The organism is Kiloniella laminariae DSM 19542, from assembly GCF_000374005.1.
Classification (GTDB): Bacteria; Pseudomonadota; Alphaproteobacteria; order Kiloniellales; family Kiloniellaceae; genus Kiloniella; species Kiloniella laminariae.
This window is the reverse complement of record NZ_KB893146.1, coordinates 49148-62371: the sequence shown is the minus strand read 5'-3', so window position 1 is coordinate 62371 and position 13224 is coordinate 49148. Positions and strand designations below refer to the sequence as shown.

At 51.6% G+C, this 13224-nt stretch carries 13 protein-coding genes; 4 read left to right on the top strand and 9 right to left on the bottom strand.

From position 1 onward, the window contains the following. Positions 1-290: 290 nt before the first annotated feature. Positions 291-2189 carry a sulfate adenylyltransferase subunit CysN gene (gene cysN, locus B152_RS0111035; RefSeq protein WP_020592480.1) on the bottom strand — a complete coding sequence of 633 codons (1899 nt, stop codon included), beginning with the start codon at positions 2187-2189 and terminating at the stop codon, positions 291-293. Beyond that, entirely contained in the window at positions 2189-3082 is an 894-nt protein-coding gene (cysD, locus tag B152_RS0111030) for a sulfate adenylyltransferase subunit CysD (protein ID WP_245549965.1), read from the bottom strand. The genes cysN and cysD overlap by 1 nt, the downstream gene beginning before the upstream one ends. A 485-nt stretch (positions 3083-3567) precedes the next feature. Between cysD and B152_RS0111025 the strand changes: the two genes are divergently transcribed. Beyond that, the gene (locus tag B152_RS0111025) at positions 3568-4236 is read left to right on the top strand and encodes a D-glycero-alpha-D-manno-heptose-1,7-bisphosphate 7-phosphatase (RefSeq protein WP_020592478.1); all 669 of its coding nucleotides are present in this window, start codon (positions 3568-3570) and stop codon (positions 4234-4236) included. Between the two features lie 27 nt (positions 4237-4263). Here the strand turns inward: B152_RS0111025 and B152_RS0111020 are convergent, their stop codons facing one another. After that, a complete protein-coding gene (locus tag B152_RS0111020; RefSeq protein ID WP_020592477.1) occupies positions 4264-4830 on the bottom strand; it encodes a D-sedoheptulose-7-phosphate isomerase in 567 nt (188 codons plus the stop codon). Between the two features lie 22 nt (positions 4831-4852). Further along, complete coding sequence (locus tag B152_RS26540) at positions 4853-4987, bottom strand: hypothetical protein (RefSeq protein WP_020592476.1); 135 nt, start codon at positions 4985-4987, stop codon at positions 4853-4855. A gap of 101 nt (positions 4988-5088) precedes the next feature. Between B152_RS26540 and B152_RS0111010 the strand changes: the two genes are divergently transcribed. Continuing rightward, positions 5089-5700 (top strand): YceI family protein, encoded by a 612-nt coding sequence (locus tag B152_RS0111010; RefSeq protein ID WP_020592475.1) that lies wholly within the window; start codon positions 5089-5091, stop codon positions 5698-5700. A 90-nt stretch (positions 5701-5790) separates the two neighbouring features. On the opposite strand, the gene B152_RS23375 is transcribed toward B152_RS0111010, so the two are convergent. After that, a complete protein-coding gene (locus B152_RS23375; RefSeq protein ID WP_020592474.1) occupies positions 5791-6381 on the bottom strand; it encodes an NADPH-dependent FMN reductase in 591 nt (196 codons plus the stop codon). A 140-nt stretch (positions 6382-6521) separates the two neighbouring features. Then, complete coding sequence (locus B152_RS0111000; RefSeq protein ID WP_033406110.1) at positions 6522-7397, bottom strand: helix-turn-helix domain-containing protein; 876 nt, start codon at positions 7395-7397, stop codon at positions 6522-6524. 210 nt (positions 7398-7607) lie between these two features. Here B152_RS0111000 and B152_RS0110995 point away from each other — a divergent pair, with 210 nt between their 5' ends. Then, complete coding sequence (locus B152_RS0110995; RefSeq protein WP_026261470.1) at positions 7608-8522, top strand: DMT family transporter; 915 nt, start codon at positions 7608-7610, stop codon at positions 8520-8522. On the opposite strand, the gene B152_RS0110990 is transcribed toward B152_RS0110995, so the two are convergent. Beyond that, positions 8519-9088, bottom strand: a complete 570-nt coding sequence (locus tag B152_RS0110990; RefSeq protein ID WP_020592471.1) for a TetR/AcrR family transcriptional regulator — start codon at positions 9086-9088, stop codon at positions 8519-8521. The genes B152_RS0110995 and B152_RS0110990 overlap by 4 nt on opposite strands. An 82-nt stretch (positions 9089-9170) precedes the next feature. Next, complete coding sequence (locus B152_RS0110985) at positions 9171-12212, bottom strand: aminotransferase class III-fold pyridoxal phosphate-dependent enzyme (protein ID WP_020592470.1); 3042 nt, start codon at positions 12210-12212, stop codon at positions 9171-9173. Between the two features lie 143 nt (positions 12213-12355). Here B152_RS0110985 and B152_RS0110980 point away from each other — a divergent pair, with 143 nt between their 5' ends. Then, positions 12356-12787, top strand: a complete 432-nt coding sequence (locus tag B152_RS0110980) for an Lrp/AsnC family transcriptional regulator (protein WP_020592469.1) — start codon at positions 12356-12358, stop codon at positions 12785-12787. On the opposite strand, the gene B152_RS0110975 is transcribed toward B152_RS0110980, so the two are convergent. Continuing rightward, the gene (locus B152_RS0110975; RefSeq protein ID WP_020592468.1) at positions 12788-13186 is read right to left on the bottom strand and encodes a DUF983 domain-containing protein; all 399 of its coding nucleotides are present in this window, start codon (positions 13184-13186) and stop codon (positions 12788-12790) included. Positions 13187-13224 lie beyond the last annotated feature (38 nt).

Below are 13224 nucleotides of genomic sequence, written 5' to 3'. Positions count from 1 at the left end.
GGGAATATCAGGTCTCATCAAATTTCTATATTTTATAGATCATGATTAACCTGCTCACTTATAACTCACTTTCAAGCGAAGATGGTTAAAATTCCCGGAATGATCTCCCTGAACTTCAGTAAAGCATACTACTGGCTAAGGTAGTGTTAAAATACACTCTCCACTACCTGCCTTTCTGGCGGGGCTCCCCCCTATATAAACGACAAAAGGCCGAAGCCCCGATAAGGGAACAACAGCCTTTTGCAACATACCCTGGATACAGGTGTCCTCTGCTTATCTCCAGAAAGACGCTAGATAAAGCCCTTCTCTTTCAAGGCAGCAATCACCTGGTCCGCCAGAATTTCCGGCTCGGCGCTTCCACCAGCCAGCACGATCTCGGCATTTTCAGGAGCCTCATAGGCCGAATCAATCCCGGTAAAGTTCTTGATATTGCCTGCCCGTGCTTTTTTATACAGCCCCTTGGGGTCGCGTTCTTCACAGACCTCAAGCGGCGTATCAACAAAGACCTCGATAAACTCCTGTTCCCCCATCAGCTCACGCGCCATACGTCGCTCACTGCGGAACGGGGAGATGAACGAGACCAGAACCAGCAGACCTGCATCAACAAAAAGCCTGGCTGTTTCCGACACGCGACGGATGTTTTCCACCCGGTCAGCATCGGTAAAGCCCAGATCCTTGTTCAGGCCGTGGCGGACGTTATCACCATCAAGAGTGTAGGTATGCCGACCTTCAGCAAAAAGCTTCTTCTCGACAAGGTTGGCAACCGTGGATTTTCCGGCGCCGGACAGACCGGTAAACCAGAGCACACAAGGTTTTTGCCCTTTTTGTTCGGCCCGCTTGTCTTTATTGATGTCCAGCTCCTGCCAGACAATATTACTTGCCCGGCGCAGGCCAAAATCGATCATCCCGGCACCGACTGTTGCATTGCTGTAGCGGTCGATCAGGATAAAGGAACCTGTTTCCCGGTTGTCCTTGTAGGCATCAAAGGGAATCGCACGATCAAGCGCCAGATTACAGACCCCGACTTCATTCAATTCCAGTTTTTTCCCGGCCTGCTCTTCAAGCGTGTTTACATTCACTTTGTGATGCAGGTCGGAAATCACCACAGGAACAGTGGTCGCCGCTGTTTTGAGCAGATAGGACCGTCCTGGCAACATGGCATCTTCCTGCATCCAGAGAATATGCGCCCGCAGCTGATCACTCAGCCCCGGCATTTCATCTGCTTTTGACAGCACATCGCCACGACTGATATCAATCTCGTCAGTCAGGGTGATGGTGACGGCCTGTCCGGCAATGGCTTCTTCCAGGTCGCCATCAAAGGTAACGATCCGCTCAACTGTCGAGGTTTTACCAGAGGGAGAGACTGCCAGCTTGTCACCAGGTCTCACTCGACCAGAAGCCAGCGTTCCACTAAACCCGCGGAAATCAAGATTTGGCCGGTTGACCCACTGAACCGGCATCCGGAAGGGGGTTTGTGTCAGATCGGAAATAACATCAACCGTTTCCAGATGCTCCAGTAGGGTCGGCCCCTGATACCACTCCATCAATGCGCTGCGCCCGGTGACATTTTCACCTTTGAGCGCGGAAATTGGCGTTGAAATGATATTTGGAATATTCAGCTTCTCGGCAAAAGCGAGATAGTCTTTCACCACCTCGTCATAACGGGCCTGGGAATAGTCAACCAGATCCATCTTGTTGACCACCAGCACCACGTTCTTGATGCCCAGAAGCGATACAATATAGCTATGCCGACGGGTCTGGGTCAGGACACCTTTACGGGCATCGACCAGGATCAGCGCCAACTCGGCCCCGGAAGCTCCGGTGGCCATATTGCGGGTATACTGCTCATGCCCCGGTGTATCGGCGACGATAAACTTGCGCTTGTCGGTCGAGAAAAACCGATAGGCCACATCAATCGTGATCCCCTGCTCGCGTTCGGCCTGAAGGCCGTCAACCAGTAAGGCCAGATCTATATCATCACCGGTCGTTCCGACTTTTTTGCTGTCACTTTCCAGGGCTGAAAGCTGATCTTCAAAAATCAATTTTGAATCAAACAGCAATCTCCCGATCAGGGTGGACTTTCCATCATCGACGGACCCGCAGGTAATAAAACGCAGCAGGCTTTTATCTTCCTGTACCTTAAGATAGGCGAGAATATCTTCAGAGATAAGTTTGTCTTTATGGGCCATCAGAAGTAGCCCTCCTGCTTTTTCTTTTCCATGGACCCGGCCTGGTCGTGATCAATCACGCGACCCTGTCGCTCGGAGGTTGTTGTAAGAAGCATTTCCTGAATAATATCAGGCAAGGTCGCTGCCGTGGACTCAACCGCACCGGTCAGCGGATAACACCCAAGTGTCCGGAAACGGACAGATCGCAAGGAGGGCGTTTCACCCGGTTTGAGTGGCATACGCTCATCATCGACCATGATCAGGGCACCGTCACGCTCGACCACCGGGCGTTCAGCAGAATAATATAGCGGCACAATCGGAATGTTTTCGCGATAGATATACTGCCAGATATCCAGCTCGGTCCAGTTCGAGATCGGGAAGGCCCGGATGCTTTCACCGGGCTTTACTCTTGCATTATAGATGTTCCACAGTTCCGGGCGCTGGTTTTTGGGGTCCCAGCGATGGCTTTCTGACCGGAAAGAGAAAACCCGCTCTTTTGCCCGTGACTTTTCTTCGTCACGACGGGCACCACCAAAGGCCGCATCGAACTTGTATTTGTTCAAGGCCTGCTTGAGAGCTTCGGTTTTCATCACATCGGTATAGAGCGCCGAACCATGCTCGAAGGGGCTCATCCCCTTGCTGCGGCCCTCCTCGTTAGTATGCACGATCAGGTCAAAGCCATATTCACTGGCGATCTTGTCCCGAAATGCAATCATCTCGCGGAACTTCCAGGTTGTGTCCACATGCAACAGCGGGAAAGGTGGCTTCGAAGGATAGAAAGCCTTGCGTGCCAGATGCAGCATGACAGCAGAGTCCTTGCCGATGGAATAAAGCATCACCGGATTGCGGAACTCCGCGGCAACTTCCCGGATGATATGGATGCTCTCGGCTTCCAGCTGTTTTAAATGCGTCAGATAGGGATCACTCACCGAAATCTCCGAACCCTGCCAGTCTGTCAGCAGGTCATAAAAGTACATCTTCAGCCGCTCAGCATCCACATCCTCGACAGTAATCTTGGTCGCAGACGTCTGTGCAGGCTCACATTTTTTTACCAATTTTGGGCTGGATCGAACCGGATCTCCCCCGCCACAAGTTGAAAATAGTATGTAACGTGAATTACACAAGAATAAAAGCAAAATATTTTTATATAACAAATTTTTTATGTATTATAAGGGAGGCACGCAATATCAATAAAAACAAACAGATAATAACAACACACACAAACAAATCGGAAATTGAGTAAATTATTCACCATCTTTATTTTATTAACACACAATAACTATGTTAATAATGTTGTCTCACAGCTTAGAGGGATCAGAGAAGAAACTGTCCTCTCGTCAAAGAGAGCGCTATAAAGACTGACAAGATCGACAGCTCCCTTACCCAGCAATGCAGACCAATGCCCCAAAATTTTACCACACCCGATTTCCCCTTTGTCAGTTCCAGTGGAATCTGGGAAGAACTGCGCGCTCCCAACTCATCAGAACCAAGACCCGCCCTGTTTCTTGATCGCGACGGCGTGATCGTTGAAGAGGTCAACTATCTGCACAAAGCCGAAGATCTGGTTCTGGTCGCCGGAGCAGCCGAAGTCATCGCGAAAGCCAACAGATTGAAAATTCCGGTTGTTATCGTGACCAACCAGGCTGGTATCGCCTATGGATATTTTGGCTGGCAGGAATTTGAAGTCGTACAGAACAAGCTGCACAGGGAACTGGAAGCACTGGGTGCTACAGTTGATGCTGTCTACGCCTGCCCTTTTCACCAGAAAGGCGAAACGATCTGGAGCCATGCAGACGACCACGAGGCAAGAAAGCCCAACCCCGGGATGTTGACCCGCGCCCAGGAACAGCTGAACCTGGATCTGCAGCGCTCCTGGATCGTCGGCGACCGGGATAGCGATATTCTCGCAGGGAAAAAAGCCGGGCTTGCTGGCGGGCTTCACGTCCTCACCGGGCATGGTAAACGTCCGGGCGAAAGGGGTGCTGCCTTACAGGCAGGCACCCAGGCCTATCAAATCAAAACTGGCAATGACCTGCGAGCAGCTCTTGAACTCCCGCTTCTCAAATAGAGCAGGCGCCTTTGCCGGGGATTTAGTCTAGTTCAGGCTGCCAAGACGATTTTCAGTAACGCCACAGAGATAATGCCCAACGGCGATATGCATTTCCTGGATATGGTTTGTCTTATCAGAAGGCACCTTGATACAGAGATCACATGCCTCTGCCAGCTGACCGCCGCTCTTGCCGGTGAAGCCCATCACCTTGATGCCCATCTTCCGCGCGACTTTAACAGCTGCCAGAATATTCCCGCTGTTGCCACTGGTTGTGATGCCGACAAAAACATCCCCTGCTTTTCCCAAACCGCTCAGCTGCCGGGCAAAAACCTGTTCATATCCATAATCATTGGCGATAGCTGTCAGGGCTGAGCTGTCGACAGTCAGGGCGATTGAAGGCAGGGATTCCCGCTCCAGAATATAGCGACCAACCAGCTCGGCTGCGAGATGCTGGGAATCAGCAGCCGATCCTCCATTGCCACAAAAGATGACCTTATTGCCATTTCTCAGGGCTTCAACCCAGATATCTGCAGCCTGTGCCAGCACATCTTCCAGCGCCCCAAGGGCTTCAAAATTCCGAGCGACAGTCTGGCAATAACTTTCAAAAGACACGCCTTATCCCCAACAGTTGGTTTCAAAAACAGGTACGCAACAGATACGCAACATCGTAAGGTTTATCACCGCCCTGCTGTTCTTTCCAGTAAGGAACAGCCGCCAGGTCACGAAATTGTTGTTTCCCCATGCACAGACTGTTTCCCAGGAGTGTCATTGACGGAACACCCCCTCCATACCTAAGTAAACAGCAGTAAACGCAACAACTCTCGCCAAAATTTCATCTATTTGAAACAGCCACATACAGGGGAGCCCTAAATGCTCAATATTTCTAAAAAACTGACCGCTGCTGCCTTCGGAACCGCTCTTGTGGCCTCAGTTGCATCAGTTCAGGCAGCTGAAACGTTCAGCTTTGACAAAGGTCATACCGAAATCAATTTCGCTTATAATCACGTTGGCATGTCCACTCAGTCAGGCACTTTTGATGACTACGACGGCACAGTATCAATTGATTTTGAAAAGCCGGAAAACAGCAAAATTGACGTTGTCATCAAATCAGCAAGCATTGATACAAACGTTGAGGAACTTGACGCGCATCTCAGCGGTGGCGATTTCTTTGATGCTGCAAAGTTTCCAGAAATTACTTTCACAAGCACCAAGATCGTCCAGACCGGCAAAAACATCTATGCTGTCACAGGCGACCTGACCATCAAAGAGACAACCAAACCCGTTACTCTGCAAGCAACACTGACCCATCATGGTGATCACCCGCTAGCGGCTTTCGTTCCCGCTTATGCTGGCGCGCCCTATGTGGCTTTCTCGGCACAAGGCTCCATCCTGCGTAGTGATTTTGGTGTAGGCGGCTTTGCTCCGCTGACTTCCGATGTTGTGACCCTTAATATTGAAACCGAGATGCGTGGTTCAGAATAACACTCTCTCCCTCACTGCATTGTGACAAACCAAAGGGCGCTGATATCAGCGCCCTTTGGCTGCTCTACAGTATGGAAAGGTCAACGTTTATCAGCGTTGCCGTATCGCTGCCAGACAACAGGCCAACTCCCGGAGACGTTCAAGGTACTTGTTCATTCGCGACCGCGTGGCTTCATCCGAGATTTTTAATTCATCATCAAACTTGCTTTTTGCTAGGGGCAAGACAAAGTCAGGCGCTGCCAGAGGGTAGGCCCCCAAACCACCAAGGCTTTGTTTTAACTGCGCCTGTACCCGGGCAGTTCCAAAAGCTCCCGGGCTGGTGCCCATAATGCCAACAGCCAGATTGGCAAAAACGGACGGTGTCCCGCGCGACGCCCAGTCAATCCCGTTTTTCAGCACGGCAGGAAGACCAGAATTATATTCCGGCGTCACGATCAACAACGCATCCGCCGCCATGATGGCCTGTTTCAGTGCTTGCGCAGTTTCGGGTGTTTGCACGGCTTCGAGATCTTCGTTGAAAAGCGGCAATTCAGCCAGACGGTCAAAAACCACAATTTCGATGCCATCAGGGGCAACCGTGATGGCTTCGCGCAACAAAGCCCTGTTGTAAGATTGTTCCCGAAGACTTCCGACCAAAGCCAGAACCTGCGTTTTTTGTGGTAACACTGACTGTGATGCCATAGAGCAATACTCTCCCCAAATGATTCTATAAAATGCTCCTGCTATTCACACGGCAAGCTCTCGCCCGTCAATACAGTCGTCCCTTTTATATCAGCTCGTCTGAAAAATAAATGCGCACACCACGCAAGCATGTAAAGAGTTCAAGATAAGCGGCGGAAGTTTTGGGGCGTTAGACCTGTGGCCCGGCGGAAACGAGTGGCCATATGACTCTGGCTGCTAAAACCGCAATCCTGTGCAATCTCGGAAAGCGAACCCTTGTTATCGCCCAGCAGATATTTGGCTTTTTCGATACGCCGCTGCAACACATACTGATGCGGACTGATCCCTTCAGAAACACGAAACATCCGCGTAAAGTGAAAAGGACTAAGATCAGAGACCCGTGCCAATTCTGAAACGGTTACTCCCTGATCCAGCGAGGTCTCCACGTATTCTTTGACCCGACGCAAGGCATAGGGAGAAAGTCCGCCGCGGCAAAGCCCAGGTTCCAGTGATCTGTTGGTATAGTGCCTGAGAAGGTGCTGCGCCAGCAGCTGCCCTGCCTGAGACAGGGCCATCTGATCTGCAGCACTTTGCCAATCCAGCGGATAGATGATCTTTCGACAGATCTGCTCAATCACCGGATCACTGCGAAAAGAAACGTCCCGTAGTTCTATCCCCGAAGGATCGACATCACAGCTCTCGGCAAGCGTCCGATCAAACCAGCCACAATCAAAGTATAGATGCATGAAACGGAATGATGCATCAATACTCCATTCCGACCGTACCCCCGCAGGCATAATACAAACTGCCCCGGGATGCCCTGAACCGATACAACGCTCTCCCAAATGGCGGCGCGTATCTTTCCCACCTTCCAGATAAAAGCTCATGCTGTGATGGTCCGCCCGTTCGTAGACGGCAAAGCCCTTCTGGTTGCGCCAGGTAGATAAAGACAGGCCTTCGCCGAGGTCAGCCGAACGGCCGGATTTCGCGCCCACTTCAACAAGGGCTTTATAAACATACAGTTCTTCTGGCCGCATCAACCACTCACCCGGATAATCTTTTGAAGGCCTTTGCACTTCATACTGCAATTTAACCTGCCGTCCTTTAAATGAGAAGCTCGACAAGAGGGCAAATAAAATAATAACCGCAAGATTGTGAAAAAGGCCGCAAGAACCTGATAGCCCCGAAAACTGACAGCCGTTACGATCAGGACACAAACATACAGTATTTTAATGGATCCTGTTTCCATGACTAGTCTCCTCTATCTCGGCACCGTTCTGATCTGGGGCACCACCTGGCTGGCTATTGCCTTTCAGATCGGTGATGTTGCCGTCGAAGTCTCGGCCTTCTATCGCTTCACCCTCGCTGCACTGGCACAGATTGTCCTGATGTCGGCCCTGGGAAAATTGACCTGGGTTCCCTTTCGCCAACACAGATGGTTTATCCTGCAAGGCTTGTTGCTCTTTTGTGTGAATTTTCTCTTTTTCTATAATGCCACTGTTTATACCACCAGCGGGCTTATTGCGGTTGTCTTCTCCATGGCAACCATCTTCAATATGATCAATGGCCTGCTCTTTCATCGACAGATACCTGCTCTGCGCTCACTGATTGGGGCAGCTCTGGGCATCGCGGGTGTCTGTGCCTTGTTCTGGGATGATCTGGGCAGCGGGGACTGGACCGGAGACAATATAACCGGGGACAATATAAAAGGTCTGCTTCTTGCTCTTTGTGGGACCTACTGCTTTTCGCTTGGAAACATGGTTTCCCAGCATCAGCAAAAACAGGGCCGCAATGTGCTGACTGCCAACTCCTATGCGCTGGTTTATGGCAGTGTCACACTGGGTATCTGGTGCCTGCTGCAAGGCTATAGTTTCGAGCTGGAAATAACAGCCCGCTATCTCGGTGCCCTGCTATACCTTGCCGTACCGGGTACAGTCATCGGCTTTGCCCTGTACCTCAATCTGGTTGGCCGGGTCGGGGCAGAAAAAGCGGCCTATTGCACCGTACTTTTCCCCATTGTTGCCCTGTCCCTCTCCACGATTTATGAAGGTTATGTCTGGACGCCTTTTGCTCTGCTTGGGGTCGCGCTTGCTCTGGTTGGCAATGTGATTATCTTCACCAAAAGAAAACCTGTCCCCGTTCTGTCAGCATCCACCAGCTAGGTCAGCCCTAAAACCCCCCAGGCCGCCTGGACCAGCTCTGCGTTAAAATCCTGGTATGACTGTTTCAAGCGACCATACACACTAAAAACGGCAGGCTGGACAACCACACCAAGCACCATCGCGGCAAGCAGATCCGGATCTGCTTGCCGGATCTGCCCTGCTGCCTGTGCGCGGGAAATGGCTTCGCGAAGAACACTCACAGGCGTCACCATTTCATCGGAGACACTTTCAAGCTGACCATGCTGGGTTAACAGCAAAAAGGTGAAAAGCGGCCGGTTCTCGTCGAACAGGTGACAGAACAGGTTAATCATCACAGCAATTTGCTCTTTGATCCCTGTTTCGTTTCTGATCCGCGCAGCCAGCAGGTCTCCTTGTTCGCGATAGAGCGACAGAAACAGCGATTGCACCAGCTCGTCTTTGCTTTTGTAATGCCGATAAATTGTCCCCTCGGCAATACTAGCCCCTCCGGCAATATCCCGGGTTGTTGTTTCGGCAACCCCCTTGCGGGCGAAAAGTTCAAGCGCCGCCTGATTGATTTTCTTACGAGTCACCGAGCCGTCACGCATAGAATTCGCCTAAAGTGATTGATCGCTCACTTATAGCAAACATCCTCGATACTGGCTACCGACAAACCTGATGTGTTGGTTGTTACTTAATCTCTTCCTGCTCCACCAGTGCCAGGCAGTCATCAAACTCCCGTAGGAACCGTTCTGCATCTTCAGCAGAGAAACAAATCGGAGGCTTGATTTTCACAACGTTATCCAGAGGTCCATCTGTCGAAAGCAAAATTCCACGCTCTTTCATCAGGTTGACAACCTTACCAGCTTCAGGCGTTGCAGGCTCCAGCGTGGCGTGATCTCTGACCAGTTCCACCCCGATAAACAGACCCATCCCTCTGACCTCGCCAATAAGCGGATGATCTGCGACCATACTCTTGAGCCCTTGCATCATCCGGGCCCCGACCAGGCGGGCGTTGTTCTGGAGGCGCTCGTCACGGACGACCTGCAGGACCTCAAGACCAATGGCACAGGATACCGGATTACCGCCAAAGGTATTGAAGTACTCCATTCCAGTCATAAAAGCATCGGCAACTGCCCGGGTTGTCACCACAGCCCCCATGGGATGACCATTGGCAATCGGTTTGCCAAGGGTCACAATATCCGGCACCACCCCCTGCTGTTCAAAGCCCCACATATGCTCGCCAATACGGCCAAAGCCGACCTGGACTTCATCAGCAATACAGAGTCCCCCCGAAGCCCGTACCGCGTCATAAACCTTCGGCAGATATCCTTGCGGCAAAACGATCTGCCCGCCACAGCCCAGCAGCGATTCCGCGATAAAGGCACAGGGTTTTCCTCCAGCCTGTTCCAAAGCCCGAAGTTCCTGGATCGCCAGGTCGGCATATTTGCTCCCACACGCCGGGTCATCCGCTTTAACCGGACCACGATAGCCATCCGGCATCGGGCAGACACGCACATGTTCAGGCCGGCCCCTGCCGCCCTTGCGATTAAACTTGTAGGGGCTCAGATCAATAAGGGACGTCAGGTTGCCATGATAGGCATGATCAACCACCAGCATTTCCCGGCAACCGGTATAGTTCTGCGCCAGTCGCAGGGCGAGATCATTGGCCTCGCTGCCTGAATTGACAAAGAAACAGACTTCCAGAGGCTCCGGAAAAGTCGAAAGCAGCTCTCGCGCATAGTTGACAATATTATCATGCAAATAGCGGGTATTGGTATTGAGCACAGGCAGCTGCTCTGTCGCGGCCTTGACCACCCGTGGATGACAATGCCCGACATGACAGACATTGTTGACCATATCGAGATAGCTATCTCCGCTCTCGCTATAAAGATACTGCGCCTCTCCCCTGACAATCTTCAAGGGAGCACTATAGGAAAGACTCAGATTTGGTCCAAGATGGCGCGCCCGTTCAGAGCGAATATCCTTTGCCGAGCGGACTGTGGTCCCCTCGCATTTGATCTGCATCCCCAGGATCAGGTTCGGGCTTGGGCAGACAGATGCCCAGACATTGCGTTCGCTGCGTGCAGCCACCCCGCAGACATCATTTTCCATCCCCATCAGATCAAGCAGCAATTGAAAGTGCACATGCGGTGCCCAGTTCCCATTTTCCGGATAGGGGCCGACATACCCGATCAGTTCGCCCTTTTTGAACGCCTTGCCATCCTCCCAGAGAGCAAGAGATGTACGGCTCAGATGGCCATACTTGGTATAGAAAACCTGCCCTTCGTCCATCTCATGCTCAAGGATTAACACCGGACCATAGTCATAGTCCCGGGTGTTGTCGTTATGCACCCGGACCTTGCCATCAAGCGGAGCATAAAGCGGCGCATAGGCTGGCAAGAACAGATCAATTCCCAAGTGGACCGTCCGGCGTTCTTCCGGATCAACTGTTTCAAAAAAGTCACCCTTGTAGACATTGCGGTCCTCCAGATAGTTGCCAATGCCCACTTCGGCTCCGGCGTCGTCCATTATCGAGAAGATCAGACTGGTGGCCGCCTCCGCATCAAGGGTGATACCTTCTTCATCAACAGACAAGGTCGAGAGATCCAGAACAAGAACGTTGTCCGCAGAAAGCACCGGATCACAAATCGGCCCGATCCGGTCCGCATTGGCCGAAAGCCATTGAACCAGCTTGCGCGATCCCGGACAGGCTTCCAGACCACAGACATCCCTAAAGCGATAATGAACCACATCCCGATTGATTTTTTCCATCCGGAGCAAAAGCTCCCGCACATCTTTCTGGCTGATCAGAAGATAGTCATTTTCCGGATTGGCGGCATATTGCTGGGCCGCCATACAGGTTGATTCAGCAAGCCTGACCTGGGCAAGATCATAAACCAGCGCGATTTCTGCGGCTGTCAGGGGATTGGTCGCATGATAGCCAGCCACGACCTCACAAGCCCGTCCAACCGGATCTCTTTGCCCCAGCATGGCATATGCACAGGCAACAGCGAGGTCACAAACCCGGTAACTTTCGATAAAATCGCCAAAATCGATCAAGCCACTGATCTGCCCCTGGCTGTCCACCAGGATGTTATAATCATTGGCATCATTATGGATGACCTGGGATGGCAGCTTATTAAGAGCCCAGGCATTTTTCTGTTCAAAGCGGTCCACAATGGCCATCACAATCGATCTGATCTTTTCATCCTCTATCAGATGAAGGAAGGCACGATGGGTTGTCGCCTGGGCTATATCCCATAAAAACGTCCGCTTTGCTCCTTCATGACTGAAAGATTTAAGCGCCTTGTCCATCCGTCCCATCAGCCGCCCAATCTGGGAGTAATCCAGATCCTGTTTCTGTGCCACCTTGCTCCAGACATCTCCTTCCATCCAGCTCAGCAAACGGATCGGCCGGGATTTGCCCTGCGGGTCGACAACCTCGTCAGTTATCATGTTCTTTTTATTGGGCACAGCTCGCGGCAGAGGGAGGTCTGCATCTCTTTGTGCCAGTTCCTGAAGCAGGGCATCCTGGGCTTCCAGCCAGACCCTGTCTGTCTCAGGCGCATAGAGCTTCAGAACAAAGGCACCCCCGCCCTCAACAACCAGTCGAAAATTCTGATCCCTCTCGCTCGGCAAGGCCGTCGCCCGACCGACATGTCCATAGAGTTCCTGAAACAGAAATTCGGCTTCCGTTGTACTGTAGAGGTGGAGTGTGTCTTGTGCCATGGGAATACCTAACTGAGAGAACCAAGTTACTGGTTTTACTGTAGTATGTTATCCCGGCGATATCTTTCGCCATTATGCACCTTTGATTGTTTTTTTGGTTGCTGCCTGATACCCTCACCTCATCTTCATATAGGCAGGATTCCATGCGTGAACTGGACGAAACTGACCGGGCTATACTGCAGGTTTTGCGCAAGAATGCCCGGGAAACAATCAAGGGTATTTCTGCCCAAACAAATCTGGCACGCTCTACTGTACGTCACCGTTTGCAAAAGCTGGAAAGTGACAGTGTCATCACGGGTTACAGGGTTGAGCTCAAAAGTGCGGCCACTTCAGGATTTGGCGCTTTCCTTTTTGTCCGCCTCAAACGAACGCCCGCGATCGCGCTGATAGAGGAGATCGCAAGTTTCCCTGAAGTCCTGCGCTGTTATTCTCTCGCTGGTGACCCGGACCTTCTGATTGAAGTCCGGGCCGGAAGTCCAGAAGCCCTGAACGAAGTCCGGAACAGAATATCAAACAACCCGGTAGTGGAGGAACTTCGGACGTCCCTGATTCTAAACCGGGAACTGGAAGGCTGATCAGTCTTCCCTGGTCACCAGGCGACCTTCTTCTGCCTTGAAAAAAAACTGACTGGCAATCAGCCAGCCTTTAAGCGGCCGCAAAGGCAACACACAGGTCAGAACCAGCAACGGAAGCGTAGTCAGGATATGCGCCCAGATTGGCGGTTCGATTTTCATCTCAAACCACAAAACAAAAATCACAACCGGCACACAAAAAAGCATCTGGATGAAAAAAGCGGGACCATCGGCAGGATCGGCAAAGGAATAGCTCAAACCACAGGCCTTGCAGTCCTTGGCTATCGTCAAAAACCCGTCAAAAATCTTGCCTTCTCCACAACGCGGACACTTTCCGCGCAGACCCGTTTTCATTGCTGAGAGTTCGGGATAATGCTGGTCAGTTTCAGTAGTATTCTGCATAGCTGATAGGCTTTCCGATTATCTTGTCTGGTTACTGC

Excerpts from the sequence above, each read along its gene's own strand:
- B152_RS0110995 (WP_026261470.1), top strand. The coding sequence starts at position 7,608 with ATGACTAGTCTCCTCTATCTCGGCACCGTTCTGATCTGGGGCACCACC.
- B152_RS0111010 (WP_020592475.1), top strand. The coding sequence starts at position 5,089 with ATGCTCAATATTTCTAAAAAACTGACCGCTGCTGCCTTCGGAACCGCT.
- B152_RS0110990 (WP_020592471.1), bottom strand. The coding sequence starts at position 9,088 with ATGCGTGACGGCTCGGTGACTCGTAAGAAAATCAATCAGGCGGCGCTT.
- B152_RS0110975 (WP_020592468.1), bottom strand. The coding sequence starts at position 13,186 with ATGCAGAATACTACTGAAACTGACCAGCATTATCCCGAACTCTCAGCA.
- B152_RS23375 (WP_020592474.1), bottom strand. The coding sequence starts at position 6,381 with ATGGCATCACAGTCAGTGTTACCACAAAAAACGCAGGTTCTGGCTTTG.
- B152_RS0111000 (WP_033406110.1), bottom strand. The coding sequence starts at position 7,397 with ATGCGGCCAGAAGAACTGTATGTTTATAAAGCCCTTGTTGAAGTGGGC.
- cysN (WP_020592480.1), bottom strand. The coding sequence starts at position 2,189 with ATGGCCCATAAAGACAAACTTATCTCTGAAGATATTCTCGCCTATCTT.
- B152_RS0110980 (WP_020592469.1), top strand. The coding sequence starts at position 12,356 with ATGCGTGAACTGGACGAAACTGACCGGGCTATACTGCAGGTTTTGCGC.
- B152_RS0111025 (WP_020592478.1), top strand. The coding sequence starts at position 3,568 with ATGCCCCAAAATTTTACCACACCCGATTTCCCCTTTGTCAGTTCCAGT.
- B152_RS0110985 (WP_020592470.1), bottom strand. The coding sequence starts at position 12,212 with ATGGCACAAGACACACTCCACCTCTACAGTACAACGGAAGCCGAATTT.
- B152_RS26540 (WP_020592476.1), bottom strand. The coding sequence starts at position 4,987 with ATGACACTCCTGGGAAACAGTCTGTGCATGGGGAAACAACAATTTCGT.